Here is a 24955-nt window from a genome sequence, read left to right on the forward strand (position 1 = left end):
CATGCCTGCAACACCCATGCCGAAGGCGCAGCGCGAGCAAGGCCATGCGAGGGTCTTCGACCTTGCGGAACAGTCGCTGCGCGAGCTGAACCAGGCGCTTCATCAGCTGACCCCCGGCTCGAACGAGACCGCTTGGGAAGTGCTCAACCCGAAAGGCAGCCATTCGGTCGCCGTCGGCGTCGACCAGCCGATCAGCATCGATGTGCGCGGCAGCGTCGGCTATTACTGCGCCGGCATGAATGATGGTGCCGCGATCACCGTGCATGGCTCGGCCGGCCCCGGCGTCGGCGAGAACATGATGTCCGGCTCGATCGTGGTCAAAGGCGATGCCAGCCAGTATGCCGGCGCCACCGGCCGCGGCGGCCTCTTGGTCATCGAGGGCAATGCTTCCTCCCGCTGCGGGATCTCGATGAAGGGCATCGATATCGTCGTGCACGGCAATATCGGCCACATGTCGGCCTTCATGGCGCAGTCCGGCAATCTGGTGGTGCTGGGCGATACCGGCGACGCGCTGGGCGATTCCATCTATGAGGCGCGGCTCTTCGTGCGCGGCAAGGTCGAAAGCCTGGGTGCCGACTGCATCGCCAAGGAGATGCGGCCCGAGCATATCGTACTGCTGCAGGGCCTGCTCGACAAGGCCGGCGTCACCGACGTCAAGGCTTCGGAGTTCAAGCGCTACGGCTCGGCCCGGAAGCTCTACAATTTCAATATCGACAACGCCGACGCGTATTGAGGCAAGATGACCTACCGCAACCCGCCGACGACGCCACGCAAGTCCGCGACCTTCGACGACTACACGCTTTCCGAAATCCGCCGCGCGGCAGCGACCGGCATCTACGATATCCGCGGCGCCGGCGCCAAGCGCAAGCTGCCGCATTTCGACGATCTCCTGTTCCTCGGCGCCTCGATCTCGCGCTATCCGCTCGAAGGCTATCGCGAGCGCTGCGACACTTCGGTGGTGCTGGGCTCGCGCCATGCCAAAAAGCCGATCGAGCTGAAGATCCCGATCACCATCGCCGGCATGAGCTTCGGCTCGCTCTCCGGTCCGGCCAAGGAAGCGCTCGGCCGAGGCGCGACGCTTTCCGGCACCTCGACCACTACCGGCGACGGCGGCATGACCGAGGAAGAGCGCGGCCATTCGAAGACGCTGGTCTACCAATACCTGCCGTCGCGCTACGGCATGAACCCGCGTGACCTGCGCCGTGCCGACGCGATCGAAGTTGTCGTCGGACAGGGCGCCAAGCCCGGCGGCGGCGGCATGCTGCTGGGACAGAAGATCTCCGACCGCGTCGCCGAGATGCGCACGCTGCCCAAGGGCATCGACCAGCGCTCGGCCTCGCGCCATCCCGACTGGACCGGCCCGGACGATCTCGAGATCAAGATCCTGGAGCTGCGCGAGATCACCGACTGGGAGAAGCCGATCTACGTCAAGGTCGGGGGCGCCCGTCCTTATTACGACACCGCGCTTGCGGTGAAGGCCGGCGCCGACGTCGTCGTGGTCGACGGCATGCAGGGCGGCACCGCCGCGACCCAGGAAGTATTCATCGAGAACGTCGGTCAGCCGACGCTCGCCTGCATCAGGCCGGCGGTGCAGGCGCTGCAGGACCTCGGCATGCACCGCAAGGTGCAGCTGATCGTCTCCGGCGGCATCCGCAACGGCGCCGATGTCGCCAAGGCGCTGGCGCTCGGCGTCGACGCGGTGTCGATCGGCACCGCCGCACTCGTGGCGCTTGGCGACAACGACCCGCGCTGGGAGACGGATTACAACGCGCTCGGCACCACGGCCGGCGCCTATGACGACTGGCACGAAGGCAAGGACCCGGCCGGCATCACCACGCAGGATCCCGAGTTGATGAAGCGCGTCGATCCGATCGCCGCCGGTCGGCGGCTCGCCAACTACTTGAAGGTGATGACGCTCGAGGCTCAAACCATTGCCCGCGCCTGCGGCAAGAACAGCCTGCACAATCTCGAGCCCGAGGACCTGGTCGCGCTCAGCATCGAAGCAGCCGCCATGGCCGGCGTGCCGCTTGCCGGCACCAACTGGATACCGGGGAAGAACGGCTTCTAGGACACACCATCCAGGACCACATAAGCGAGGAACTATAATGGGGAACGATCTCGCCGCATTCGCCAAGGAGAACGGCGTCAAATACTTCATGATCTCCTACACCGACCTGTTCGGCGGGCAGCGTGCCAAGCTGGTGCCGGCGCAGGCGATCGCCGACATGCAGAAGGACGGCGCCGGATTTGCCGGCTTCGCCACGTGGCTCGATCTCACGCCGGCGCACCCCGACATGCTGGCGGTGCCGGATCCGGATTCGGTGATCCAGCTGCCGTGGAAGCCGGAGGTAGCCTGGGTGGCGGCCACGTGCGTGATGGACGACAAGCTCGTCGACCAGGCGCCGCGCAACACGTTGAAGCGGCTGATCGAAGAGGCCGCCCGCGACGGCATGCATGTCAAGACCGGCATCGAGGCCGAGTTCTTCCTGATCTCGCCGGACGGCAGCGCTATCTCCGACCAGTACGACACGGCGTCGAAACCCTGCTACGACCAGCAAGCGGTGATGCGTCGCTACGACGTGATCGCCGAGATCTGCGACCATATGCTGGCGCTGGGCTGGGGTCCGTACCAGAACGACCATGAGGACGCCAACGGCCAGTTCGAAATGAACTGGACCTTCGATCACGCGCTGGCGACCGCCGACAAGCACTCTTTCTTCAAGTTTATGGTCAAGTCAGTTGCGGAAAAGCATGGGCTGCGCGCGACTTTCATGCCCAAGCCCTTCCAGGGCCTGACCGGCAATGGCTGCCATGCGCACATCTCGGTGTGGGACGAGACCGGCAAGACCAATGTCTTCGCCGACAATTCGGAGGAGCTCGGCCTGTCCGCCAAGGGCAGGAACTTCCTCGGCGGCATCATGAAGCATGCTTCGGCACTTGCCGCGATCACCAATCCGACGGTCAACTCCTACAAGCGCATCAACGCGCCGCGCACCATTTCGGGCGCCACCTGGGCGCCAAACACGGTGACCTGGACCGGTAACAACCGTACCCACATGGTGCGCGTGCCGGGACCGGGCCGCTTCGAGCTGCGTCTGCCGGACGGCGCCGCCAATCCCTATTTGCTGCAGGCAGTGATCATCGCTGCCGGCCTCCACGGCATCCGCTCGAAGGCCGATCCCGGCAAGCGCTACGACATCGACATGTACCAGTTCGGTCATACCGTGACGGATGCGCCGAAACTGCCGCTCAACCTGCTCGATGCGCTGCGTGAGTTCGACAAGGACAAATCGCTGAAGGCGGCGCTGGGTGAGGAATTTTCGTCGGCATATCTAAAGCTGAAGCAACAGGAATGGAATTCCTATGCTTCGCACTTCACGCAGTGGGAGCGCGACCACACGCTGGACATCTAAAGCCCGTCGGCCGTGCAATCCGATGCGATAGAGAAGAGTCGGCGTGGGCGAGCGGCCTCGGAATGATTTCATGAAATACTCGATCTTCTCGCTCGCCCGTGCCGCCCTCTCCGGCCACAAGACCTGGAAGCCGACCTGGCGGGATGCGGCTCCGAAGGATCGCTACGACGTGGTGATCATCGGCGGCGGCGGGCACGGGCTGGCGACCGCCTGGTTCCTCGCCAACGAGTTTGGCATCCGCAACGTTGCGGTGCTGGAGAAGGGCTGGATCGGCTCCGGCAATGCCGGCCGCAACACCACCATCATCCGCTCCAATTACGGCCTGCCCGGCAACACCGGCTTTTACGAATTGTCGATGAAGCTGTGGGAGCGGATGGAGCAGGATTTGAACTACAACGCGATGGTCAGCCAGCGCGGCGTCATCAACCTCTACCATTCCGACGCGCAGCGCGACGCCTTTGCCCGACGCGGCAACACCATGCGCATCAACGGCATCGATGCCGAGTTGCTCGACCAGGCGGCGCTCAGGAAGATGATGCCGTTCCTGAACTTCGACAATGCGCGCTTCCCGGTGCAGGGCGGGCTGTTGCAGCGACGCGGCGGCACGGCACGTCACGATGCCGTGGTCTGGGGCTACGCGCACGCGGCGAGCGAGCTCGGCGTCGACATCATCCAGAACTGCGAAGTCACCGGCTTCATGCGCGACACCAACGGCAAGGTCTCCGGCGTCGAGACCTCGCGCGGCCGGATCGGCGCCGGCAAGGTCGGCATGGCGGTCGCGGGCAGTTCCTCACGCGTCGCGGCGATGGCCGGACTGCGCCTGCCGATCGAGAGCCATGTACTGCAGGCCTTCGTCTCCGAAGCGATCAAGCCGCTCCTGCCCAACGTCATGACCTTCGGCGCCGGGCATTTCTATGTCAGCCAGTCGGACAAGGGCGGGCTGGTGTTCGGCGGCGACATCGACGGCTACAACTCCTATGCCCAGCGCGGCAATCTGCCTGTCGTGGAGGATGTTTGCGAAGGCGGCATGGCGCTGATCCCCATGATCGGCCGCGTGCGGCTTCTGCGCCAGTGGGGCGGCATCATGGACATGTCGATGGACGGCTCGCCGATCATCGACAAGAGCCCGGTCGACGGCCTCTATCTCAATGCCGGCTGGTGCTATGGCGGCTTCAAGGCGACGCCTGGCTCCGGCTTCGTCTTTGCTCATCTCATCGCCCGCGATCAATCGCACAAGGAAGCCGCCCGCTTCCGCCTCGACCGGTTCCAGCGCGGCGCCATGATTGACGAGAAGGGCCAGGGCGCCCAACCGAACCTCCATTGAAGACCCGACCATGCGCATAGTCTGTCCCTTCTGCGGCGAACGCGAACTCGGCGAGTTCACCTATCTCGGCGACGCCAAGCCGCAGCGCCCGCCTGCCGATGCCGGTGAAGACGCCGTCTACGACTACGTCTACCTGCGCGACAACATCGCCGGTGTGATGAGCGAGCATTGGTATCACGGCGGCGGCTGCCGGGCCTGGCTGAAGGTCACGCGCAACACGCTGAAGCATGAGATTTCGGCTGTCGACCCGGCGGCGGGCGCCGGCTCCGCCAAGGTTGGTGCTTGATGCGCGGGAACCAGGCAAACCGTCTGGCCGCCGGCGGCCTCATCGACCGTTCGACACCGCTCAGCTTCCGCTTCGACGGCAAGACACTCTCCGGCTTCCAGGGCGATACGCTGGCCTCGGCGCTCGTCGCCAACGGCGTCAAGCTGGTCGGCCGCTCGTTCAAATATCACCGCCCGCGCGGCATCCTGACGGCGGGTTCGGAAGAGCCCAACGCGCTGGTCGAGCTGCGCAGCGGCGCAAGGCGCGAGCCGAACACCAAGGCAACGACCGCCGAGCTCTATGAAGGGCTCGAGGCCGCCAGCCAGAACCGCTGGCCGTCGCTCGATTTCGACGTCATGGCGGTCAACCAGCTCTTCGCGCCGATTTTCGTCGCCGGCTTCTACTACAAGACCTTCATGTGGCCGGCGAAATTCTGGGAAGCGATCTACGAACCGGCGATCCGCCGCGCCGCCGGCCTCGGCCGCGCGGCGGGCATTCCCGATCCCGATCGCTATGACAAAGCGTGGGCGCATTGCGACGTGGCGATCGCCGGCTCCGGTCCGGCCGGCCTCGCCGCCGCCCTTGCCGCCGCGCGCTGCGGCGCGCGCGTCATCCTGTGCGAGGAGGATTTTGTCCTCGGCGGCCGGCTGCTTGCCGATGGCGGTACGATCGACGGGCTGCCGGCGGCCGAGTGGATTGCCCGTACCCTGGACGAACTCGCGGCGATGCCGGACGTCCGCATCATGACGCGCACGACGCTGTTCGGCGTGTATGACGGCGGTACCTATGGCGCGATCGAGCGCGTCAACGACCATCTATCGGCACCGCCGGAGCATCAGGTGCGGCAGCGGCTTTGGCGTATCGTCGCCAAGCGCTGCGTCGTCGCGGCGGGCGCGATCGAACGTCCCATCGTCTTCGCCGGCAACGATACGCCTGGCGTGATGATGGCCTCCGCCATGCGCAGCTACATCAACCGCTACGCCGCTGCACCGGCGCGACGCATTGCCCTGTTCACCAACAATGAGGATGGCTGGCGCACGGTGGAGGCGGCGATCGCAGCCGGACTGCAGGTCGCTGCGATGATCGATGGGCGGCCAGACGTTTCGCCGGCCCATCGCTCGCTTGCCGGCAAGGGCGGCTTCCCGATTCTCAACGGCTCAGTCAGCGGCGTTGACGGCGGCAAGAGCGGTGTGCGCAAGATTTCCGTATCGCTGACCGGCGGCGCGCGCGCCGAAGTCGAGGCCGACGGGCTTGCCGTCTCCGGCGGCTGGAACCCGGCGGTCGGCCTCACCTCCTATCATCGCGGCCGGCCGAGATGGCGCGACGATATCGCCGCCTTCGTGCCGGACGGCGCGCCGCCCGGCATGGCGGCGGCAGGCGCGGCGAACGGCGCCTTCGGCCTTGGCGCCTGCCTGCGGGAAGGTTTCGAGGCAGGTGCGGCAGCGGCGCGCGATACGGGACGGAGCGGCAACGCCGGATCGGCGCCCGTCGCCGACGACGAGGCCTTTTCGCTGACGCCGCTCTGGCATGTCGCCGGCAAGGGCAAGGCCTTCGTCGACCAGCAGCATGACGTGACGGCGTCCGATGTCGCGCTGGCGCAACGCGAGGGTTTCGAGTCGGTCGAGCATCTGAAGCGCTACACGACGCTCGGCATGGCGACCGACCAGGGCAAGACCTCGAATGTCGCCGGCCTCGCCATCATGGCGGCGGTGTCGGGTAAATCCATTCCCGAAACCGGAACGACGATCTACCGGCCGCCTTATGTGCCGGTCGCCATCGGCGCCTTCGCCGGTCACCATCGCGACGAGAATTTCCATGCGACGCGGCTGACGCCGTCGCATCACTGGGCGGCCGAACAGGGCGCGGTGTTCGTCGACACCGGCCTGTGGAAGCGCGCGCAATGGTATCCGTTGCCCGGCGAAAAAGACTGGCTGGAATCGGTGACCCGCGAGGTCAAGGCGGTGCGAAGCGGCGTCGGCTTCTGCGATGTCTCGACGCTGGGCAAGATCGACGTGCACGGCCCGGATGCCGGCGCCTTCCTGGACCGCGTCTATATCAACGCGTTCTCCAGCCTCGCAGTTGGCAAAGCGCGTTATGGACTGATGCTGCGCGAGGACGGTGTCGTCTATGACGACGGCACCACCTCGCGCCTGGCCGAGGACCATTATTTCCTCACAACCACGACCGCCAAGGCTGGGCTGGTGATGCAGCATCTCGAATTCTGCCGCCAGGTCCTATTCCCCGAACTCGACGTGCAGCTGACCTCGGTCTCCGACCAGTGGGCGCAATTCTCCATCGCCGGTCCGAAGACCCGCGATCTGCTGAAGGAGATCGTCGATCCGGCCGAAGACCTGTCGAACGAAGGCTTTCCGTTCATGGGCGCGCGCGAAGTCAAGCTGCGCGGCGGCATCAAGGCGAGGCTGTTCCGGATCTCCTTCTCCGGCGAGATGGCGTTCGAGATTTCGGTGCCGGCGCGCTACGGCGAGGCTCTGGCGCGCAACCTGATGATCGCGGGAAAGCCGTTCGGCGTGACGCCTTACGGCACCGAGGCGCTCGGCGTGATGCGCATCGAAAAAGGCCATGTCGCCGGACCGGAGCTCAACGGCACCACAACGGCTGCCGATCTCGGTCTCGGCAAGATGATGTCGACCAAGAAGGATTTCATCGGCCGCGTCATGGCCGGCCGCGAAGCACTCGTCGCACCGAACCGGCAGGTGGTCGTCGGCATCAAGCCGACCGACAAGGCGCGCCGCCTACGCTCCGGCGCGCACATCGTTCCCAAGGGCGAGACCCCCGGACCAGACAACGACCAGGGCTATATCACCTCGGTCTGCTTCTCACCGGTGCTCGACCAGTGGATCGGGCTCGGCCTCGTCGAGCGTGGCCGTGCGCGCATTGGTGAGATCGTGCGCGCTCATGATCCGCTGCGTGGCGAGGAGTACGATGTCGAGCTCTGCAATTCCGTCTTCTACGATCCGGATGGAGGGCGCCAGCGTGGCTGATTTTTCCTGGAACATCCGCAGCCCGCTCGAGCGCGCCCTGGTCGCCGGCCGTTATGGCGCGCCGGGCGAAGCCGGCGTGTCGCTGACCGAGATCCGCAATTTCGACCTCGTTCAGGTGATGGCGCGTCGCGGCAAGGCGGCCGAGACGGTCAATGCCGCGAAGGCTCGCTTCGGCGTCGCCGCACCGGAAACACCCAAGGCGGCCGACACGGCCGACGCGACGCTGATCTGGTCAGGACCGGACCAGTTTCTGGTGCTGTCGAGAGGCGGCGGGCAAAGGATGGAGACCCTTGCCCGCGTGTTTGCCAGTTTGGCCTCGCTTTCCGATCAATCACATGCGCGCGCGTTGATCAGCGTTTCCGGCGACAAGGCGCGCACGATGCTGGCCAAGCTGTCGTCGATCGACCTGCACCCCGAAATATTCCCGGTCGGCACGGCAGCCGCCACCTCGATCGACCATACCAGCGTGACGCTCTGGCGCGGGAAGAACCGACAAGACGGCCAGGCCGTGTTCAACCTCTTGGTATTCGCAACCTTTGCCGAAAGCCTGTGGCATACGATGCTCGACTCGGCCGCGGAGTATGGCGTGACGGTCGCGCATTCCGAGGAATTGGCGTAGGCGCCTCGCCGAGCGCGCCGCGGCGGCGCGAGGCGTTCTTTCGATGCGCATCATCCGCCACCGGCTTTCGCCGATGGCGGATGATTCGAGGTTGCCACCTTCTTATTCCGCAGCCAGCGCCAGCTGCGGTCTTTCGATGCCTTCGACCTGTTCCGGCTCCTGCGCCTGCTCGCCTGTCTTGGCCTTCTTGGGCTCGCGGCCGAAGAACAGGGCATAGCCCGCCGGCAGCACCAGGATGGTGAGCACGGTGGCGACGAGGATGCCGCCCATCATGGCGTAGGCCAGAGGCCCCCAGAAGACGGCGCGCGAGATCGGGATCAGCGCAAGCACCGCGGTCAGCGCCGTCAGCATGATCGGGCGGAAGCGGCGCACCGCAGCGCCGACGATCGCTTCCGATCGATCCATGCCGGCGGCGATGTCCTGGTCGATCTGGTCGACCAGGATGATCGAGTTTCGCATGATGATGCCGAGCAGCGCGATGACGCCGAGGATGGCGACAAAGCCGAAGGGCGCGCCGCTGATCAGAAGGGCTGCCGCGGCACCGATGATGCCGAGCGGGCCGGTGGCCAGCACCAGCATCGACTTGCCGAAATGCTGCAGCTGGACCATCAGCAAGATGACGATGACGGCCAGCATGATCGGTGCCTTGGCGGCGATCGAGGCCTGGCTTTCGGCCGAGTCCTCCGCGCCGCCCTGGATCTCGATCTTGTAGCCGGGGGCAAGGCCGGCGCGCAGGTCCTTCATGTCGTTGTACATCTTGGTGACGACGTCGTTCGACTGCACGCCATCCGGCAACGTGGCGCGCACGCTGATGGTCGGCAGACGGTCGCGCCGCCACTCGATGCCCTGCTCCATCACGGGCACCACTTTCGCCACCTGGGACAGGGGCACGGAGCCGCCGAAGTCGGTCGGGATGTAGACGGAGTCGACCGAGGACAGCAGATGACGGGTCGCCTCCGGCTCGCGGGCGACGATCGAGACCGTCTCTTCGCCGTCGCGGAAATCGTCGAGCGGCGCACCGGACATGGTTGCCTGCAGCATCTGGCGAATGCGCTGCGATGTGACGCCTAGTGCCCGGGCTCGGTCCTGGTCGATCACCAGCTTCATCGCCGGCACCGGCTCCAGCCAGTCGTCATGGACGGCGCCGAGCAGCGGGTTTGCTTCGAACCTTGCCTTCACCTCGTCGGCGATGCGGCGCACCTCCTGGCGATCCGGCCCCATGATGCGCATTTGCACCGGCCAGCCGGTCGGCGGCCCGAGGAACAAACGATCGACCTTGGCGCGGATCGACGGGAAGTCCTTGGCGAGGATGCCTCGCATCTTGACGATCAGCCGCTCGCGCGCCGGCTCATCCTTGGCCATCACCAGAAGCTGGGCAAAGTTCGGATTGCGAAGCTGCTGGTCGAGCGGCAGGAAGAAGCGCGGAGCGCCCTCGCCGATATAGGTGGCGATGAAGCGCTTGTCCTGGTCGTCCATCATCTTCGCTTCGAGCGCCTTGGCTTGGTTCTCGACTTCCTTGATCGAGGTACCTTCCGGCAGCCAGAGATCGACCAGAATTTCCGGACGTGACGACTGCGGGAAGAAGTTCTGCGGGATGAACTGGAAGGCCCAGAGGCTGGTGCCGAAAGTGACCAGCGTCATCGCCAGCACGATGATGCGGTGGCGCACGGCCCAGGTGACCGTCGCACGCAGCCGCCGGTAGAAGCCGGTGTCGAAAACGTCGTGGTGGGTGCCGGCGTGCTTGCGCTGCTTCAGGATCATGTAGCCCAGCCACGGCGTGAAATAGACCGCGACGAACCACGACACGACCAGTGCGATGCCGACGACATAGAACAGCGTGCGCACATATTCGCCCGCGGTGGAGACCGCGAAGCCGACCGGGATGAAGCCGGCGGTGGTGATCAGCGTGCCGGTCAGCATCGGGAAGGCGGTCGAGGAATAGGCGAAGCTCGCCGCCTCGATCTTGACCAGCCCCTCCTCCAGCTTGCGCTCCATCATCTCGACGACGATCATGGCGTCGTCGACCAGCAGACCGAGCGCGATGATCAGCGCGCCGAGCGAGATGCGCTGCAGGTCGATGCCGATCTCGTACATGATGGCGAAGGTGGCGGCTAAAACCAGCGGGATGGCGATCGCGATCACCAGGCCGGAGCGCCAGCCGATCGACAGGAACGAGACGACGAGAACGATCAGCAACGCTTCGCCGAGCGCCTCCATGAATTCGTTGACGGCATCCTTGACCACCTCCGGCTGGTCGGAGATCTGGTCGACCGCAACGCCATAGGGCAGACCTTCCTCGAAGCGCTTGTAGGTCGCCTCGACATCCTTACCGACGTCCCTGACATTGAAGCCCTTGGCCATGACGACGCCGACCTGGACGCTTTCGTGGCCGTTGAAGCGGTACTTGCGCTCATAAGGGTCCTCGAGGCCGGAAGAGACCGTGGCGATGTCGCCAAGACGCGTCACCTGATTGCCGGCGCGCAGCCTCAGCTCGCGGATATCGGCGGCCTTGGTGACGTCGCCCTCGACCGAGATGCGAACCGAGCGCAAGCCGGTATCGACCGAGCCCGCCGGATCGACGGCGTTCTGCCCTTTCACGGCATTCTGCAGGTCAAGCACCGTCAGGCCGCGCTCGGCGAGCGCCTTGGAGGACACATCGATATAGATCTTCTCGGGCTGGTCGCCGATGATGACGGCCTTTTCGACGCCCGGCGTCGCCAGCAGCATGTCGCGCGCCTGAACGGCGAATTTCTTCAGCTCGGGATAGGTGAAGCCGTCGCCGCTGATCGAATGCAGCGTGATGAAGGTGTCGCCGAACTCGTCGTTGAAATAGGGGCCGAGCAGGCCCTGCGGCAGTTCGTTGGCGATATCGCCGACCTTCTTGCGCACCTGGTAGAAGGCATCCTTCACCTCCTCGGCGTTGGTGTCGCCCTTTACCTGGAGCGTGATGATGGCGCTGCCGGCGCGGGTGTAGGAGCGGACAAAGTCGAGATGCGGCGTCTCCTGCAGCTTGCGCTCGATCTTGTTGACGACCTGGTCTTCCATGTCCTGGATCGAGGCGCCCGGCCAGACTGCCTGCACGACCATGACGCGGAAGGTGAAGTCCGGGTCTTCCTTCTGGCCCATGCGCATCAGGCCGAGCGCGCCGGCCAGGATAATGAGGCCGAACAGGAAGCGCGCGATGCTCGGATGCCCGATCGCCCAGCGCGAGAGGTTGAAGGGACGCTTTTCAGTGCTGCTGTCCGTGGTCATGGCGCAGGTCCAGTCCAATTGGCGGCAAGGCAGCATGCCTTGCGGCTCATGAGTTCTCGGTGGGCTTCCGGGCGGCGAGCACCTCAAGCGGAGAGAGACTCGCAATCGCGCTCGACGTGGCCGTGGTGCGGGGGATACCAATGCCGCGTCTCGTCGATCGGGCGATTTCGCCGCCCGGAACCCATGCCCTGCCCGGCTCGCGGCTCACGCAGCGAGGTCGGGAAAGGCGTTCTTTCGCCTGGTTAGCGCAGGCTGCTGGTGGCGGCGATGTCATCCTCCGCCGAGGCGGACTGCTGGGTGGCATCGCCGGATGGCTTCACCTTCAGATTGTCGGTCATGAACTGTGTGCCGGCGGCCACCACCACGTCGCCCTGCTTCAAACCTTCGGCAACGGCAACGCCGTCGGCGGTGAAGTTCGCCACCTTGATCGGGCGCGGATGCACCGTGTCGGACGCGCGGTCGACCGTCCAGACGATGTGCTTGCCGTCCTTCTCAGCCATGGCGGTCAGCGGGACAGACACCAGCTGCGCCTTGCTGCCGACGGTCGCCGCGACATTGGCGGTCATGCCGAGCAGCACCCGCGGATCGTTGGGCAGCGACACCCGGACCGCAAAGGTGCGCGACTGCGGGTCGGCGCTGCCGGCCACCTCGCGGACCTTGCCGTCAAGGGTCAGCGCCTCGTCCGACCAGAAGCTCGCCTTGACCTCCTTGCCCGGCCGGAAGCCGGCGATGTCCATTTCCGGCACCGCGATCAGCACTTCCTTCTCGCCGTCGACGGCAACCGTCATGACCGGCGTGCCGGCGCCGACCACCTGACCGATATCGGCCGAGATGGCGGTGACGATGCCGGCCTTGCCGGCTTTGAGATCGGTGTAATGGACCTGGTTCTGCGCCTGGGCCAGGGTCGAACGGGCGGCATCGCGCGTCGCCACGGCCTGATCATAGCTCAGAACGGCCTGATCGAGCTGCGACTTAGGCGCGAAGTTCTTGGCATAGAGCTGCTCGGCGCGCTTCCTGGCGAGATCGACGGTCTCGACCTGCCGCTCGGCGGCGTCGAGGCTCGCCTCGGCGCTCTTCACCGACAGCTCGTAGTCGGAGGGGTCGACGCGGGCAAGCACATCCCCCTCGTTGACATGCTGGCCGATGTCGACGAGACGCTCGGTGACCTTGCCGGCGATGCGGAAGCCGAGATTCATCTCGGTGCGGGCGCGCACCGAACCGGAATAGTCGAGCTGGCGCGTGGTCTCGGCCTCGCCGATCTCGACGACCTTCACCGGCCGGATGACTTCCTGGACTTCCGCTTTCTTCTCTTGGCTGCAGCCGGCAAGCCCGAGCGCCGCGACAACGACGCCGACGACTGGGAGGCCGGCGGCCGGCAGCCTGCGGAGGATGGAACTGGACAAAGACACCTTAGCACTCCCGAACTGGAGATAAACGTCGACCGGCACCCGGCGGGGCAGCGGCTATTTCAAGGCTCTGATTGCGTAGTCGATGAGGTCGTCCGGCATTGCCCGGTTGGTCTTGGCAAGGCACTGAGCGACCATCTGCGGATGGCATAGGATGACGGTGGAGGCGCCGAAACAGCGCGAGGCGATCACCGGGTCCTGCTTCCTGAACTCGCCGGCCTCTATGCCGTCGCGGATAACGTCGGCGAGCAGGTCGTGGATGCGGTCGACATGCTTGTCGATGACGCCCCAGTCGCGCTCGAGCGCGACGATCACCATCTCATGCACCTTCTGGTCGTCGAGCATGACTTCCAGCGTCATCTTGTACTGGGCGTGAACGTAACGGCGCAGCCGCTCCTCCGCGCTGATCGGCAGGCGCGAAATCTCGTAGGCCATTGCGTAGCTGGCGCCGAGCATGCGGCCGCAGACGGCCTGGTGGATTTCGACCTTGGAGGCGAAGAAGCGGTAGATGTTGGCCGGCGACATGCCGAGATCGCGGGCAATGTCGGCAACGTTGGTCTTGCCGTAGCCGTAATGCCGGAACAGGCGCTCGGCACAGTCGAGAATGCGCGTCACATTCTCCTGTCTGGCGGGGTCGGCCACGATGTTGGCGGGTTCTGACATGGTGCTTTCGATTTACGAGTGACGAATTTCAATTTTCGTCACTCGTAAATCGAAAGCGGCCCGGAGTCAACGCGGAATCGATATACGCGTACAAAATGGTGACAGATGGTGACAGTTGCGAGGGTGGGCGTGGGTCACACTGACGACTAGCCATTGACGCCTGTGACGTCGTCATCCACGGGCGGAGGAAGGAGCGAAGCGACGCGCGCAGACCCGAGGATCCATTCCGTGACTTATGTCAAAGAATACAACGGCATCAATAGGTTACGCCAATATACATCTGACGTCCACCTGCCAGCTATTCTCAACCGCTGGGACATGGCCGCATGGTCACGGAATGGATCCTAGGGTTTCCGCGACGTCGCTTCGCGACTGCTCCACCCTAGGATGACGATCTCAGAGGCCCTTCGCCATTTCCCTCAACCTGAACTTCTGGATCTTCCCCGTAGACGTCTTCGGAATGTCGGCGAACACCACCGCCTTCGGGACCTTGAAGCGGGCGAGCAACCCACGGCAATGCTCGATGATCTCGGCCTCGGTCGCAACCTTGCCGGGCTTCAGCTCGACATAGGCGACAGGCACCTCGCCCCATTTCTCGTCTGCGCGGGCAACCACTCCGCAAGAGGCGACGGACGGGTGCTTGTAGAGCGCGTCCTCGACCTCGATGGACGAGATGTTCTCGCCGCCTGAGATGATGATGTCCTTGGAGCGGTCCTTGAGCTGGATGTAGCCGTCCGGGTGCATGACACCGAGATCGCCGGAGTGGAACCAGCCGCCGGCAAAAGCCTCGTCGGACGCCTTGCGGTTCTTCAGATAGCCTTTCATAACGATATTGCCGCGGAACATGACCTCGCCGATGGTCTGGCCGTCGGCCGGCGTCTCGACCATCGTCTCGGGGTTCATCACGGTCAACCCTTCCAGCGCGGCGTAGCGCACGCCCTGGCGCGCCTTCTTCGCCGTCCTCGGGCCCTTCTCCAACTCGTCCCACTCATTGTGCCATTCGTTGACGACGGCCGGCCCATAGGTCTCGGTCAGGCCGTAGAGATGGGTGACGGCGAAGCCGGCATCGGCCATGCCGGAAAGCACCGCCTCGGGCGGCGGCGCGGCGGCCGTGTTGAAGGTGACGGTCTGGGCAAACTGGCGCTTGTCCTCGTCTTTCGCGTTGATCAGCACCGACATAACGATCGGCGCGCCGCAAAGATGGGTAACGCGATGGTCGGCGATGGCGTCATAGATCGGCTTTGCCCGTACCCAGCGCAGGCAGACATGGGTGCCGGCCTGCACGGCGAGCGTCCAGGGAAAGCACCAGCCGTTGCAGTGGAACATCGGCAGCGTCCAGAGATAGACGGCGTGCTTGGCCATGCCCGCGTGGATGGTGTTGGTGTAGGCCATCAGGGCCGCGCCGCGATGATGGTAGACGACGCCCTTCGGATTGCCGGTCGTGCCGGAGGTGTAGTTGAGCGAGATGGCGTCCCACTCGTCGTCGGGCATCGACCATGCAAAAGCCTCGTCGCCGCCGGCGACGAAGTCCTCATAGTCGAGCGTGCCGATCCGCTGGCCCTTCGGATAGGGTGCATCGCCGGCGTAGTCGGGGTCGTCATAGTCGATGACCAATGGCTTGGCCTTGGCCGATGCCAGCGCCGCCCTGACCACGCCCGAGAACTCGCGGTCGACGATGAGCACCTTGGTGTCGGCATGGTCGAGCTGGAAGGCGATGACCTCGGCATCGAGGCGGGTGTTCAGCGAATGCAGCACCGCCTTCACCATCGGCACGCCGAAATGCGCCTCCAGCATCGGCGGCGTGTTCGACAGCATCACCGTTACCGTATCCCCCTTGCCGATGCCATGCCTCGACAGCGCCGAGGCGAGCTTCAGCGACCGCCGCCAGAAATCGCGATAAGAGATGCGCTGGCTGCCGTGGATAATGGCGACATGGTCGGGATAGGTCTTGGCCGCCCGCTCAAGGTAGGTGAGCGGCGTCAGCGGCTGGTGGTTGGCGGCGTTCCGTTCGAGATCCTGTTCGTAGGGATTGGCCATCCCATCCTCCCCAAAAGTCTTTTCGAGCTTTCTAACCGCAGGCCCGCGATCATGCCATCCCCCTGAACGACCGGGAAATGCTATGACATGAGTGCTCGGTAGAAGGGCAGCCCCGAACATGCCGGCGCCGGAGGACGAATAACCCAGCCGGCTGGATTTGACTTTTGTCGAGAGCCGTGACTAATGTCAGCCGAGGAGGCGGCATGGCGATCCGACCGGCAGAACAGCTCATCCACAAGGCCGCCTGGCTTTACTATGCGCATGGCCTTCGCCAGGACGAAGTGGCGAACCAGCTCAAGATTTCGCGCGCATCGGTCGCCATGTATCTTCGCAAGGCGCGCGAGACCGGCATCGTCAACATCTCGACCTCGACGCAGCTTTTCACCGACGATGTCATGGCGCGCAGGCTGGAGGACGCCTTCAAGCTCGACGCCGTCTGGATAGCGCCGGAAAACGCCTATGTCGCCGACCCGTCGACCGACATCGCCGTCCTGGCGGCGAGCGTCTTCCTGGAACTGGTGAAGAAGGGCGACCGCATCGGCGTCGCCTGGGGCCGCACGGTCTACACCATCGCCGACATCATGTCCTATGCCGATCTGCAGGACGTCACCGTGGTGCAGCTCTGCGGCAACCTCGGCGCGCCCTATTCATATCGACCCGATCAGTGCACGATGGAGATCGCGCGGCGGCTGAACGCCAAGGGTCTGAATTTTTACGCGCCGCTGGTGCTGTCCACGGAAGAATTGGCAGAGGGCCTGCGCGCCGAGCCGGTGATCCGCGACCAGCTTGCCGGCATCAGCGACTGCGATGTCGCGCTCTATTCCGTCGGCGCCGTGGACGCCGACAGCCATCTGGTCAAATGCGGCGCGCTGACGCCGGCCGAAATGGCCGCGCTCCGCAAGGAAGGCGCGGCCGGCGTCATCGCCGGACAGATCATCGATGCAAGCGGCGAGGCGCTCGACTGCAGCTACAACCGGCGGGTCATTTCCGCCGAGCTCGCCTCGCTGCGCGCCATCGGGAAGCGGCTGATGGTGGTGCAGGAGAACAGCAAGTTCGAGCCGCTGCTGGCCGCAATCGGCGGCGGACTCTGCACGCATCTGGTGGTCGGCGCGCATATGGCGGGGCGCCTTCTCGATCACGCCGGCGCGGTCAGCAAAAAGGCCTCGTAGGAAATCACCCTCGCCGCGTCTGTCATCAAGACGTCGCGGCTTCCTGTTCATGAGCAGACAAAATACGGAATCGGACGGAACGACATGAAGAACCTTTGGAACGACGCCGACGCGGAAAAGATGGTTGCCGACTACGCCAAGCAGGGCGTCCGCCGCGACCTTGCGCTGCGCGTCTACACGACCCGCCTGCTCGGCGGAGAGCCGCGGCTGGTGCTGCATGGCGGCGGCAATACCTCCTGCAAGACCAAGGCCACTGATCTGGTCGGTGACGAATGGGACGTGCTTTGCGTCAAGGGCAGCGGCTGGGACATGGCCGTCATCGAGCCGCAAGGCTTGCCGGCGGTGAAGATGGGCGCGCTGCTCAAGGCGCGCGCGCTGGACACGCTCTCCGACGAGGACATGGTGGCGCTGCAGCGTTCCAATCTCATCGACCCCGCCTCGCCGAATCCATCGGTCGAGACACTCCTGCACGCCTTTCTGCCGCTTAAATTCGTCGACCATACGCATTCAACCGCGATCCTTGCCATCGTCGACCAGGAGAACAGCAAGGCGCTGGTGAAGACGGTGTTCGGCGACAAAATGGGCTACGTGCCCTATATCAAACCGGGCTTCGAGCTCGCCAAGGTCGCGGCGGACGTTTTTGACGCCGACCCCAGCGTCGAAGGCCTGATCCTCGACAAGCACGGCATCTTCACCTTCGGCGACGATGCCAAGCAGGCCTATGACCGCATGATCCACTATGTGACCATCGCCGAGGACTATATCGCCAAGAACGGCAAGCCGCAGGCGACCAAGGCGGCGCTGCCGGTAAAGCTCGCCAAGGCGAGCGACATCGCGCCGACTCTGCGCGGCGCTGTCGCAGTGGCGCGCGGCGAAGGCCGCTTCGACCGCATGATCAGCGATTTCCGCACCTCGGATGCGATCGTCGATTTCATCAATTCGGCCAGGATCGCCGAGCTGGCCGGACGCGGCGTGTCGACGCCCGATCTTTCGATCCGCATCAAGACCGGACCGATGGCGGTCCCGGCTCCCGACGCCGACAAGCTCGGCGACTACAAGGCCGCCGTCCGCAGCCATGTCGAGGCTTTCGCCAAGGACTACCGCGCCTATTTCGAGACCAACGACGCGCTGGATGACGTCAAGCGCACCATGCTCGACCCGATGCCGCGGCTGACATTGGTGCCGGGCCTCGGCATGTTCGGCCACGGCCGCACGCTGAAGGACGCGAAAATCGCCTCCGATGTCGGCGAGATGTGGATCGAGGCGGTGCGCGGCGCGGAAGCCATCGGCAACTTCCAGCCGCTCTCCAAGGCCGACCTCTTCCCGCTCGAATACTGGTCGCTGGAGCAGGCCAAGCTCGCCTCGAACAAGCCGAAGCCGCTGACCGGCCAGGTGGCGTTGATCACCGGCGGCGCCGGGGCGATCGGCGCCGCGACGGCGAAGCTGTTCGCCGCAAACGGTGCGCATGCGGTCATCGTCGATCTCGATCCGGCCAAGGCCGCGGAAGCGGCAAAGGCGGCGGGTAACAATTCGATCGGGGTCGGCGCCGACATCACCAGCCCGGCCGAGGTGCGCGCCGCCTTCGACAAGGCGGTCGCGGTCTATGGCGGCGTCGACATCCTGGTCTCGAATGCAGGCGCGGCCTGGGAAGGCCGGATCGGCGAAATCGACGACGCGCTGCTGCGCAGGAGCTTCGAGCTCAACTTCTTCGCCCACCAGTCGGCGGCGCAGAACGCGGTGCGCATCATGCTCGAACAGGGCACGGGCGGCGTGCTGCTGTTCAACACCTCCAAGCAGGCGGTCAATCCCGGGCCGAAATTCGGCGCCTACGGCCTTCCCAAGGCGGCGACGCTGTTTTTGTCGCGCCAGTATGCCCTGGACTACGGCGCCTACGGCATCCGCTCGAACGCGGTCAACGCCGACCGCATCCGGTCCGGGCTTTTGACCGACGCCATGATTGCCAGCCGCTCGGGCGCGCGCGGTGTCTCGGAAAAGGAATACATGTCCGGCAATCTGCTCGGCCAGGAAGTGACGGCCGACGACGTGGCGCAAGCCTTCCTGCATCAGGCACTGGCCGAACGCACCACGGCCGACGTGACGACGGTGGACGGCGGCAATATTGCCGCGGCGCTGCGCTGAAGAAACAAGGAGATCTCCCTGAGCGGCCCGTCGCTTTCCCAGAACGACGGACCACTCTCTCCGTGTCGCGACCCAGGTCAGGACTGAAGCCCATTTCACGTCTGCTGGAAAACTGCTCCAACCGGTCAAAATCCGCGCAAATCTTTTGCTTATTGCTCGAACAGCTTTAAGGGGGTGCCTTGCCCCTCGCTTGCGGGACACAAAGCTGGAGCCGCTATGCAAACCAGGGAAGTGCCTTATTTCAGCCAGTGGGAATCGCCCGGCATGACTCTGCCGCTGTTGGCGGAGGGACCATCGGCTCTGCACCGCGACCCGCTGTGGCGCAATTCCGGAGCCGAAACGATTGAGGATTATGCACGCTGGGCCGTGAATGTCTGCGGCATGGCCTGCCTGAAGATGATCCTTGCCGCGCGCGGCGAAATTCATCCGACGCTTGAGCTCGCCCGCGCCTGCACGGCCTATGGCGGCTATGTCGTCAATGAAGGCGACGGTACGATCAAGGGGCTGATCTACGAGCCCTTCGTCCGGTTCGTGCGCGAACGTTTCGGCCTGTTCGCCGAGACGATGACGAATGTCGATGCGGCCACGGTGCCCGGTCTGCTTTGCAAGTGGCGCTACTTCATCGCCTCGGTTCATCCAGGCATCCGCTGGCCCGAGCGCGAGCCGCCGTCGAAAGGCGGGCATCTGGTACTGGTGACGGCCGCCTCGCCAGGCGAAATCCGCTTCCACAACCCTTCGGGACACGTCAGGCAGAGCCAGGCGGACGTCACGCTACCGCTCGCCAGTTTCGACCGCTTTTTTGCCCGGCGCGGCATCGCCGTCGGTTTCTGATCCTTGAGCATTGTGGAGATGTCGATGGCCGAAAAAAGACTGCGTATTGGCGTGCTCTTTGGCGGGCGGTCCGCCGAGCACGACGTGTCGGTGCTTTCGGCGAACAATGTCATGGGCGCGCTGGAGCCGGGGAAGTACGATGCCGTTCCGATCTTCGTCACCCGCGAAGGGCAATGGCTGCTCAGCCGCTTCGAGGACGGCGCGCTGGCGACACCGTCGAACGGAGCGGAGGTCTGTCTGGTGCCCGGCGGGCATGGCCGAATGCTGGCCGTTCCGGCCGAAGGGCCGCCTTACGAGTTGCCCGCGATCGACATTCTGTTTCCCGTCCTGCACGGTCTCCATGGCGAGGACGGCGCCGCGCAAGGACTGGCGGAGGTGGCGCGCGTGCCGCTTGCCGGCTGCGGCATTCTCGGTTCGGCCACGGCGCTCGACAAGGATATCGCCAAGCGGTTACTGAAGGCGGCCGGCCTGCCCACGGCACGGTCCAGCACCATCCTGCCCGAGGCCGCGCCTGGCTTCGCGGAGATCGAGCAGGCGCTCGGACTCCCGGTCTTCATCAAGCCGGCCCGCCAGGGCTCTTCCGTCGGCGTCAGCAAGGTCTCCGACGAAACGGGCTATCAGGCAGCGCTCGCCGAAGGCTTCAGGCACGACGGCAAGCTGCTGGCGGAGGAATTCATCCGCGGCCGCGAGATCGAATGCAGCGTGCTTGAGGACACGGAAGGTGGCCTCTTCGTCTCCCGTCCCGGCGAGATCGTGCCGTCCGAAAGCCACGGCTTCTACAGCTATGACGCCAAATATATCGATAAGGATGGAGCAGCACTTAAGGTGCCCGCCGAACTGCCCGAGACGATCGAAGGCGAGATCCGCGAGACGGCGGCGAAGGCGTTTCGCGCGCTGGGTTGCGACGCGATGGCGCGCGTCGACTTCTTCGTGAGACCGGACATGACGCTCCTGATCAACGAGCTCAACACCATTCCGGGCTTCACCGACATCAGCATGTACGCCAAGGCAATGGCGGCAAGCGGCATCAGCTACCCGGAAGTCATCGACCGGCTGGTGGCGCATGGGCTGGCGCGTGCCGCCCGATCTACCTGAGCGACTCCGGGAATAAAAAGAGCGGCCCGAGAGCCGCTCTTGCCTTCAGGCGCGTGGCCTACTTGGCGTTGGGGTTCGGCATCCAGGCCGGCATGGCGACATCGGCATGGGCGAACTGCGGCAGCTTGGCCGACAGGTCTTCCATGTTCTTGATGTCCTTGTCGATAAGTTCCTTCTGGGTGATCAGCGTCGGCGGCACGATGACGTTGTGGCCGGGATCCTCGCCGGCGAGCAGTTGCGCCAGCGCGCGCACCGAGACCTGGCCGACGACTGCCGGGTTGGTGGCGGCGGTGGCGGCCCAGGCGCTGTCCGGCTCGCGCATCGCGGCGATGTCGGACGTCGATATGTCGGCTGAGTAGATCTTGATGCCCTTGTTCAGGCCGGCTTCGTCGACGGCGATCTTCACCCCCTTGGCGAACTCGTCGTAAGGCGCGAACATCACCTTGATATCGGGATGCGCCTGCAGCACCGAGCGCGCCTGGTTGGCGACGGAATTGGCGATCGGATTGTCGAGCGTGCCGAACATGGCGACCTCGCTGATGCCGGAATGTTTCTTCTTCACGTCGACCCAGGTTTCGTTGCGGCGGTCGAGCGGGGCGATGCCGGCGACATAGACATAGCCGGCTTTCCAGGCGTCGCCATTGTCCTTGACCGCCTGTTCGAGCGCGAGTCGCGCGAGATCGCGGTCGGACTGCTCGATCTGCGGGATCTTCGGGTTCTCGACATTGACGTCGAAGGCGACGACCTTGATGCCCGCGTCGACGGCGCGCTGGGCGGCGTCCTTCATCGATTCCGTCAGGCCGTGCTGGATGATGATGCCCTGCACGCCGAGCGCGATCGCCTGGTCGACCATGTCGGCCTGGAGCGCTGCGTCCTGGCGGCTGTCCAGCACGCGCAGATCGACGCCGAGCGCCTTGGCCTGCGCCTCGACGCCGGAGAGATAGGCCTGGAAGAAGTCACCGGTGGAGAGATAGCGCACCAGCGCGATCTTGACGCCCGGCTTGTCGAATGGCGCCGGACGGTCCGCCGCCAATGCTGTGCCCTGCATGAGCAGCGCCGCGCCCGCGAGGCCGAGTGCGGCCTTCCCTAAAAGTCTCCTTGTGATGCTCACTTCGTCTTCCTCCGTTTTGTTCTCAATGCCCCGGTCGAAACTATCTCTTGCCCCTGCCGGAAAGGGCGAAGGTGAAGACAAGGGCGACGACGAGAACCGCGCCCTTGACGAAATCCTGCGTGTAGTAAGGGGCGTTCATCATCGTCAGGCCCTGCAGCAGGACGCCGACGAACACCGCGCCGACGGCCGTGCCGAAAGCGTTCGGCTTGGCGGCGCCGAGCACCGCGTAGCCGATAAGCGCCGCCGCTACTGCGTCGAGCAGCAAATTATTACCCGAGGCGATATCGCCGCGTCCAAGCCGGGCAGCGAGCAAAATCCCGCCGATCGAGGCAAAAACTCCCGAAATGACATAGGCCCAGATCTTGTATGCCTTGACAGGCGCGCCGGCCAGTTCGGCGGCGCGTTCGTTGCTGCCGACGGCATACATCATGCGGCCGAAGCGGGTGTATTCGAGGAAGAACCAGATGAGCGCGGCGAGCACGACCAGCACCACCACCGAGACCGGGATCAGGTTCGGAATGAAGAAGTCGATGCGGTGGCGGCCGAGCGCCAGGAAGGCTTCCGAGAACTTGCCGTTGGCGACCGAGCCGTCGGGCATCGTCATGCCGGTGGCGATCGAGCGGCCTTCGGTCGGAATGCGTTGCAGGCCGAGCAGCAGGAACATCATGCCGAGCGTCGCGAGCAGATCCGGCACGCGCATGTAGACAATGAGCCAGCCGTTGATGAGGCCGACGACCGCGCCGATCACGAGGCAGGCGATGACGGCGACGACGGCGTTCTGCTCCAGCACAACCATGGCATAGGAAGCCGCCATCATGGCGCTGGTGGCGACCGAGCCGATCGACAGATCGAAGCCGCCGACGACAAGTGTCGCGGTGACGCCGAGTGCCAGCACGCCGGTGATGGCGACCGACTGGAAGATGAAGACGGCGCTTTGCGGCGAGGCGAAGCCGTCGGCGGCGATCGCGAAATAGGCGATCAGCCCGACCAGCAGGATGATGAAACCATAGCGGATCGCATAGTCGCGCAATGTTATCGAACGCCCCCGCGCTGCTGCCCTCTCCGCCAAACTGGAACTCATGCCTGCACTCCAAGTCTCGTCATCCATACGATCTCACGCCGCGCTGGTGAGCGGCCCGCCGGCCACCTCAGCCAGCAGCCGATCGAGATCGATGTCATCGTTCCTGTGCTCGCCGACGATCGCGTGCTCCGACATCACCAGGATGCGGTCGGCGGTCTCCAGGGCCTCGTCGATCTCGGTGACGAAGAGCAGTGTGGCGCGGCCATCGGCGCTCGCCCTGAGCTTGGTTGCGATGTCGCGCCGAGCCGAGATATCGACGCCCTGGAACGGCTCGTCGAGGATGAACAGGCGCGAGGCCTGCGACATCCAGCGCGCCACCATCACCTTCTGCTGGTTGCCGCCCGAAAGCGCGGAAAGCTCGTCCTTCTCGGAGCGGCAGACGATGCCGAGCTCGTCGATCTGGCGGCGTGCGGCAGCCCGCTCTGCCCGCTTCTTCATGACGCCGAAGCCGGACATGCGCTTGAGAAACGGCAGGCTGATGTTGCGTTCGATGTTGAAGCCGCCGACGATGCCGCTCATCGCGCGGTCCTTGGCCACAAGGAAGACGCCGGCAGCGATCGCCTCGCGCGCGGATCCCGGTGCGTAGGGCTTGCCGTCCATATGCATGGTGCCGGCGAGCGGCCTGCGCACGCCGAACAAAGTTTCGGCGAGCGCCGTCTTGCCGACGCCGACCAGGCCGGTGATCGCCACCACCTCCCCAGCGCCGAGCGTCATCGAGATCGGTCTGGCGCCGGGCGCCAGCTGCAGGCCTTGGGCGGTGAAGACCGCGCGCGCCGAGCTTCTGGCAATGACGCGGTCGAGCAGTATCTTGCGGCCGAGCATGGCATTGACCGCGCCCTCATAGTCGAGCGGCTTCCGGTCGAACACGCCGGAGACGACGCCGTCACGCATCGAGACGATGCGGTCTGCCAAGCGCCTGATGTCGGACATGCGATGCGAGATATAGAGCATCGCGACACCCTGCCCGCGCAGCCTGTCGATCAGCGCAAACAGCCGGTCGGCCTCGGCGCTCGACAGCGAGGAGGTCGGCTCGTCGAGGATCAGCACTTTCGGCTGGTGCGCCATGGCGCGGGCAATCGCGACCATCTGACGATCGGCGAGCGAGAGGTCCGCGACACGTGCCTTAAGATCGAGCGTAAGCCCCATGCGGTCGGCGACGGTCCTGGCTTCGACGCGGACATTGGCGGGCTTGAACAGCAGCGATGCACCCTTGCCGCTCAGCCGGTCGAGGGTCAGGTTGGTGGCGACGTCGAGATCGGCGACAACGCCGTCATTGATGTTCTGATGAACGGTGACGACGCCGGCGCGGATCGCTTCTGCCGGCGAGCCGGGATCGAAGGCCTGGCCGGCGAGCCGCATCGTGCCGCCGCCGCGCGCGTAGACGCCGCTGACGATCTTGACCAGGGTGGATTTGCCGGCGCCGTTGGCGCCCATCAGCACGGTGACCTCGCCCGCATAGAGATCCAGCGCGATGCCGCCAAGCACTTCGTTCTGGCCGAAGGATTTCCTCAGGCCGCCCACACGGAACACGGCATCTGCGCCCATTCG

General features: G+C 64.9%; 18 protein-coding genes. 11 read left to right on the forward strand and 7 right to left on the reverse strand.

Features of this window, described 5'->3' with window-relative positions:
* Window position 1: 1 nt before the first annotated feature.
* The 7 genes from P9228_RS21455 to P9228_RS21485 all read left to right on the forward strand — a co-directional run bounded on the left by P9228_RS21455 (window position 2) and on the right by P9228_RS21485 (window position 8623).
* Window positions 2-733: a GXGXG domain-containing protein gene (locus tag P9228_RS21455; RefSeq protein ID WP_278055435.1), complete on the forward strand. Its 732-nt coding sequence runs from the start codon at window positions 2-4 to the stop codon at window positions 731-733.
* Window positions 734-739: 6 nt separating this feature from the next.
* Complete coding sequence (locus P9228_RS21460) at window positions 740-2068, forward strand: FMN-binding glutamate synthase family protein (protein WP_066988947.1); 1329 nt, start codon at window positions 740-742, stop codon at window positions 2066-2068.
* A gap of 37 nt (window positions 2069-2105) precedes the next feature.
* Window positions 2106-3413 (forward strand): type III glutamate--ammonia ligase, encoded by a 1308-nt coding sequence (glnT, locus tag P9228_RS21465; protein ID WP_278055438.1) that lies wholly within the window; start codon window positions 2106-2108, stop codon window positions 3411-3413.
* A gap of 70 nt (window positions 3414-3483) precedes the next feature.
* The gene (locus P9228_RS21470; RefSeq protein WP_278055439.1) at window positions 3484-4737 is read left to right on the forward strand and encodes a sarcosine oxidase subunit beta family protein; all 1254 of its coding nucleotides are present in this window, start codon (window positions 3484-3486) and stop codon (window positions 4735-4737) included.
* Window positions 4738-4747: 10 nt separating this feature from the next.
* Window positions 4748-5023, forward strand: a complete 276-nt coding sequence (locus P9228_RS21475; protein WP_278055440.1) for a sarcosine oxidase subunit delta — start codon at window positions 4748-4750, stop codon at window positions 5021-5023.
* Entirely contained in the window at window positions 5023-8004 is a 2982-nt protein-coding gene (locus P9228_RS21480) for a sarcosine oxidase subunit alpha (protein WP_278055441.1), read from the forward strand. The genes P9228_RS21475 and P9228_RS21480 overlap by 1 nt, the downstream gene beginning before the upstream one ends.
* Window positions 7997-8623 (forward strand): sarcosine oxidase subunit gamma family protein, encoded by a 627-nt coding sequence (locus tag P9228_RS21485; protein WP_067328011.1) that lies wholly within the window; start codon window positions 7997-7999, stop codon window positions 8621-8623. The genes P9228_RS21480 and P9228_RS21485 overlap by 8 nt, the downstream gene beginning before the upstream one ends.
* A gap of 102 nt (window positions 8624-8725) precedes the next feature.
* Here P9228_RS21485 and P9228_RS21490 read toward each other — a convergent pair whose 3' ends face one another.
* The 4 genes from P9228_RS21490 to P9228_RS21505 all read right to left on the reverse strand — a co-directional run bounded on the left by P9228_RS21490 (window position 8726) and on the right by P9228_RS21505 (window position 15981).
* Window positions 8726-11875 carry an efflux RND transporter permease subunit gene (locus P9228_RS21490; protein ID WP_278055442.1) on the reverse strand — a complete coding sequence of 1050 codons (3150 nt, stop codon included), beginning with the start codon at window positions 11873-11875 and terminating at the stop codon, window positions 8726-8728.
* 242 nt (window positions 11876-12117) lie between these two features.
* Window positions 12118-13284 carry an efflux RND transporter periplasmic adaptor subunit gene (locus tag P9228_RS21495; RefSeq protein WP_067328010.1) on the reverse strand — a complete coding sequence of 389 codons (1167 nt, stop codon included), beginning with the start codon at window positions 13282-13284 and terminating at the stop codon, window positions 12118-12120.
* 54 nt (window positions 13285-13338) lie between these two features.
* Complete coding sequence (locus tag P9228_RS21500) at window positions 13339-13944, reverse strand: TetR family transcriptional regulator (protein ID WP_067327751.1); 606 nt, start codon at window positions 13942-13944, stop codon at window positions 13339-13341.
* Between the two features lie 396 nt (window positions 13945-14340).
* The gene (locus P9228_RS21505; RefSeq protein ID WP_278055444.1) at window positions 14341-15981 is read right to left on the reverse strand and encodes an acyl-CoA synthetase; all 1641 of its coding nucleotides are present in this window, start codon (window positions 15979-15981) and stop codon (window positions 14341-14343) included.
* Window positions 15982-16184: 203 nt separating this feature from the next.
* On the opposite strand from P9228_RS21505, the gene P9228_RS21510 reads away from it, so the two are divergent.
* The 4 genes from P9228_RS21510 to P9228_RS21525 all read left to right on the forward strand — a co-directional run bounded on the left by P9228_RS21510 (window position 16185) and on the right by P9228_RS21525 (window position 21215).
* On the forward strand, window positions 16185-17150 hold the full coding sequence (locus tag P9228_RS21510; RefSeq protein WP_278055445.1) for a sugar-binding transcriptional regulator: 966 nt from the start codon (window positions 16185-16187) through the stop codon (window positions 17148-17150).
* Window positions 17151-17234: 84 nt separating this feature from the next.
* Window positions 17235-19289, forward strand: a complete 2055-nt coding sequence (locus P9228_RS21515; RefSeq protein ID WP_095823870.1) for a bifunctional aldolase/short-chain dehydrogenase — start codon at window positions 17235-17237, stop codon at window positions 19287-19289.
* Window positions 19290-19505: 216 nt separating this feature from the next.
* Window positions 19506-20120: a hypothetical protein gene (locus P9228_RS21520; protein WP_127241359.1), complete on the forward strand. Its 615-nt coding sequence runs from the start codon at window positions 19506-19508 to the stop codon at window positions 20118-20120.
* 18 nt (window positions 20121-20138) lie between these two features.
* Window positions 20139-21215 carry a D-alanine--D-alanine ligase family protein gene (locus tag P9228_RS21525; protein WP_278055446.1) on the forward strand — a complete coding sequence of 359 codons (1077 nt, stop codon included), beginning with the start codon at window positions 20139-20141 and terminating at the stop codon, window positions 21213-21215.
* A 58-nt stretch (window positions 21216-21273) separates the two neighbouring features.
* Here P9228_RS21525 and P9228_RS21530 read toward each other — a convergent pair whose 3' ends face one another.
* From P9228_RS21530 to P9228_RS21540, 3 genes are all read right to left on the reverse strand, one after another.
* Window positions 21274-22326: a substrate-binding domain-containing protein gene (locus tag P9228_RS21530; protein WP_066988974.1), complete on the reverse strand. Its 1053-nt coding sequence runs from the start codon at window positions 22324-22326 to the stop codon at window positions 21274-21276.
* Window positions 22327-22366: 40 nt separating this feature from the next.
* A complete protein-coding gene (locus tag P9228_RS21535) occupies window positions 22367-23362 on the reverse strand; it encodes an ABC transporter permease (protein ID WP_066989394.1) in 996 nt (331 codons plus the stop codon).
* A 78-nt stretch (window positions 23363-23440) separates the two neighbouring features.
* Window positions 23441-24952, reverse strand: coding sequence for a sugar ABC transporter ATP-binding protein (locus tag P9228_RS21540; RefSeq protein ID WP_095823873.1), 1512 nt, complete (start codon window positions 24950-24952; stop codon window positions 23441-23443).
* Window positions 24953-24955: the final 3 nt, after the last annotated feature.

Origin of the sequence: Mesorhizobium sp. WSM4898, from assembly GCF_029625845.1 — a bacterium.
In the GTDB taxonomy this organism is placed as follows: Bacteria; Pseudomonadota; Alphaproteobacteria; order Rhizobiales; family Rhizobiaceae; genus Mesorhizobium.

Excerpts from the sequence above, each read along its gene's own strand:
- P9228_RS21460 (WP_066988947.1), top strand. The coding sequence starts at position 740 with ATGACCTACCGCAACCCGCCGACGACGCCACGCAAGTCCGCGACCTTC.
- P9228_RS21525 (WP_278055446.1), top strand. The coding sequence starts at position 20,139 with ATGTCGATGGCCGAAAAAAGACTGCGTATTGGCGTGCTCTTTGGCGGG.
- P9228_RS21480 (WP_278055441.1), top strand. The coding sequence starts at position 5,023 with ATGCGCGGGAACCAGGCAAACCGTCTGGCCGCCGGCGGCCTCATCGAC.
- P9228_RS21505 (WP_278055444.1), bottom strand. The coding sequence starts at position 15,981 with ATGGCCAATCCCTACGAACAGGATCTCGAACGGAACGCCGCCAACCAC.
- P9228_RS21500 (WP_067327751.1), bottom strand. The coding sequence starts at position 13,944 with ATGTCAGAACCCGCCAACATCGTGGCCGACCCCGCCAGACAGGAGAAT.
- glnT (WP_278055438.1), top strand. The coding sequence starts at position 2,106 with ATGGGGAACGATCTCGCCGCATTCGCCAAGGAGAACGGCGTCAAATAC.
- P9228_RS21475 (WP_278055440.1), top strand. The coding sequence starts at position 4,748 with ATGCGCATAGTCTGTCCCTTCTGCGGCGAACGCGAACTCGGCGAGTTC.
- P9228_RS21470 (WP_278055439.1), top strand. The coding sequence starts at position 3,484 with ATGAAATACTCGATCTTCTCGCTCGCCCGTGCCGCCCTCTCCGGCCAC.
- P9228_RS21510 (WP_278055445.1), top strand. The coding sequence starts at position 16,185 with ATGGCGATCCGACCGGCAGAACAGCTCATCCACAAGGCCGCCTGGCTT.
- P9228_RS21490 (WP_278055442.1), bottom strand. The coding sequence starts at position 11,875 with ATGACCACGGACAGCAGCACTGAAAAGCGTCCCTTCAACCTCTCGCGC.
- P9228_RS21520 (WP_127241359.1), top strand. The coding sequence starts at position 19,506 with ATGCAAACCAGGGAAGTGCCTTATTTCAGCCAGTGGGAATCGCCCGGC.
- P9228_RS21455 (WP_278055435.1), top strand. The coding sequence starts at position 2 with ATGCCTGCAACACCCATGCCGAAGGCGCAGCGCGAGCAAGGCCATGCG.
- P9228_RS21515 (WP_095823870.1), top strand. The coding sequence starts at position 17,235 with ATGAAGAACCTTTGGAACGACGCCGACGCGGAAAAGATGGTTGCCGAC.
- P9228_RS21540 (WP_095823873.1), bottom strand. The coding sequence starts at position 24,952 with ATGGGCGCAGATGCCGTGTTCCGTGTGGGCGGCCTGAGGAAATCCTTC.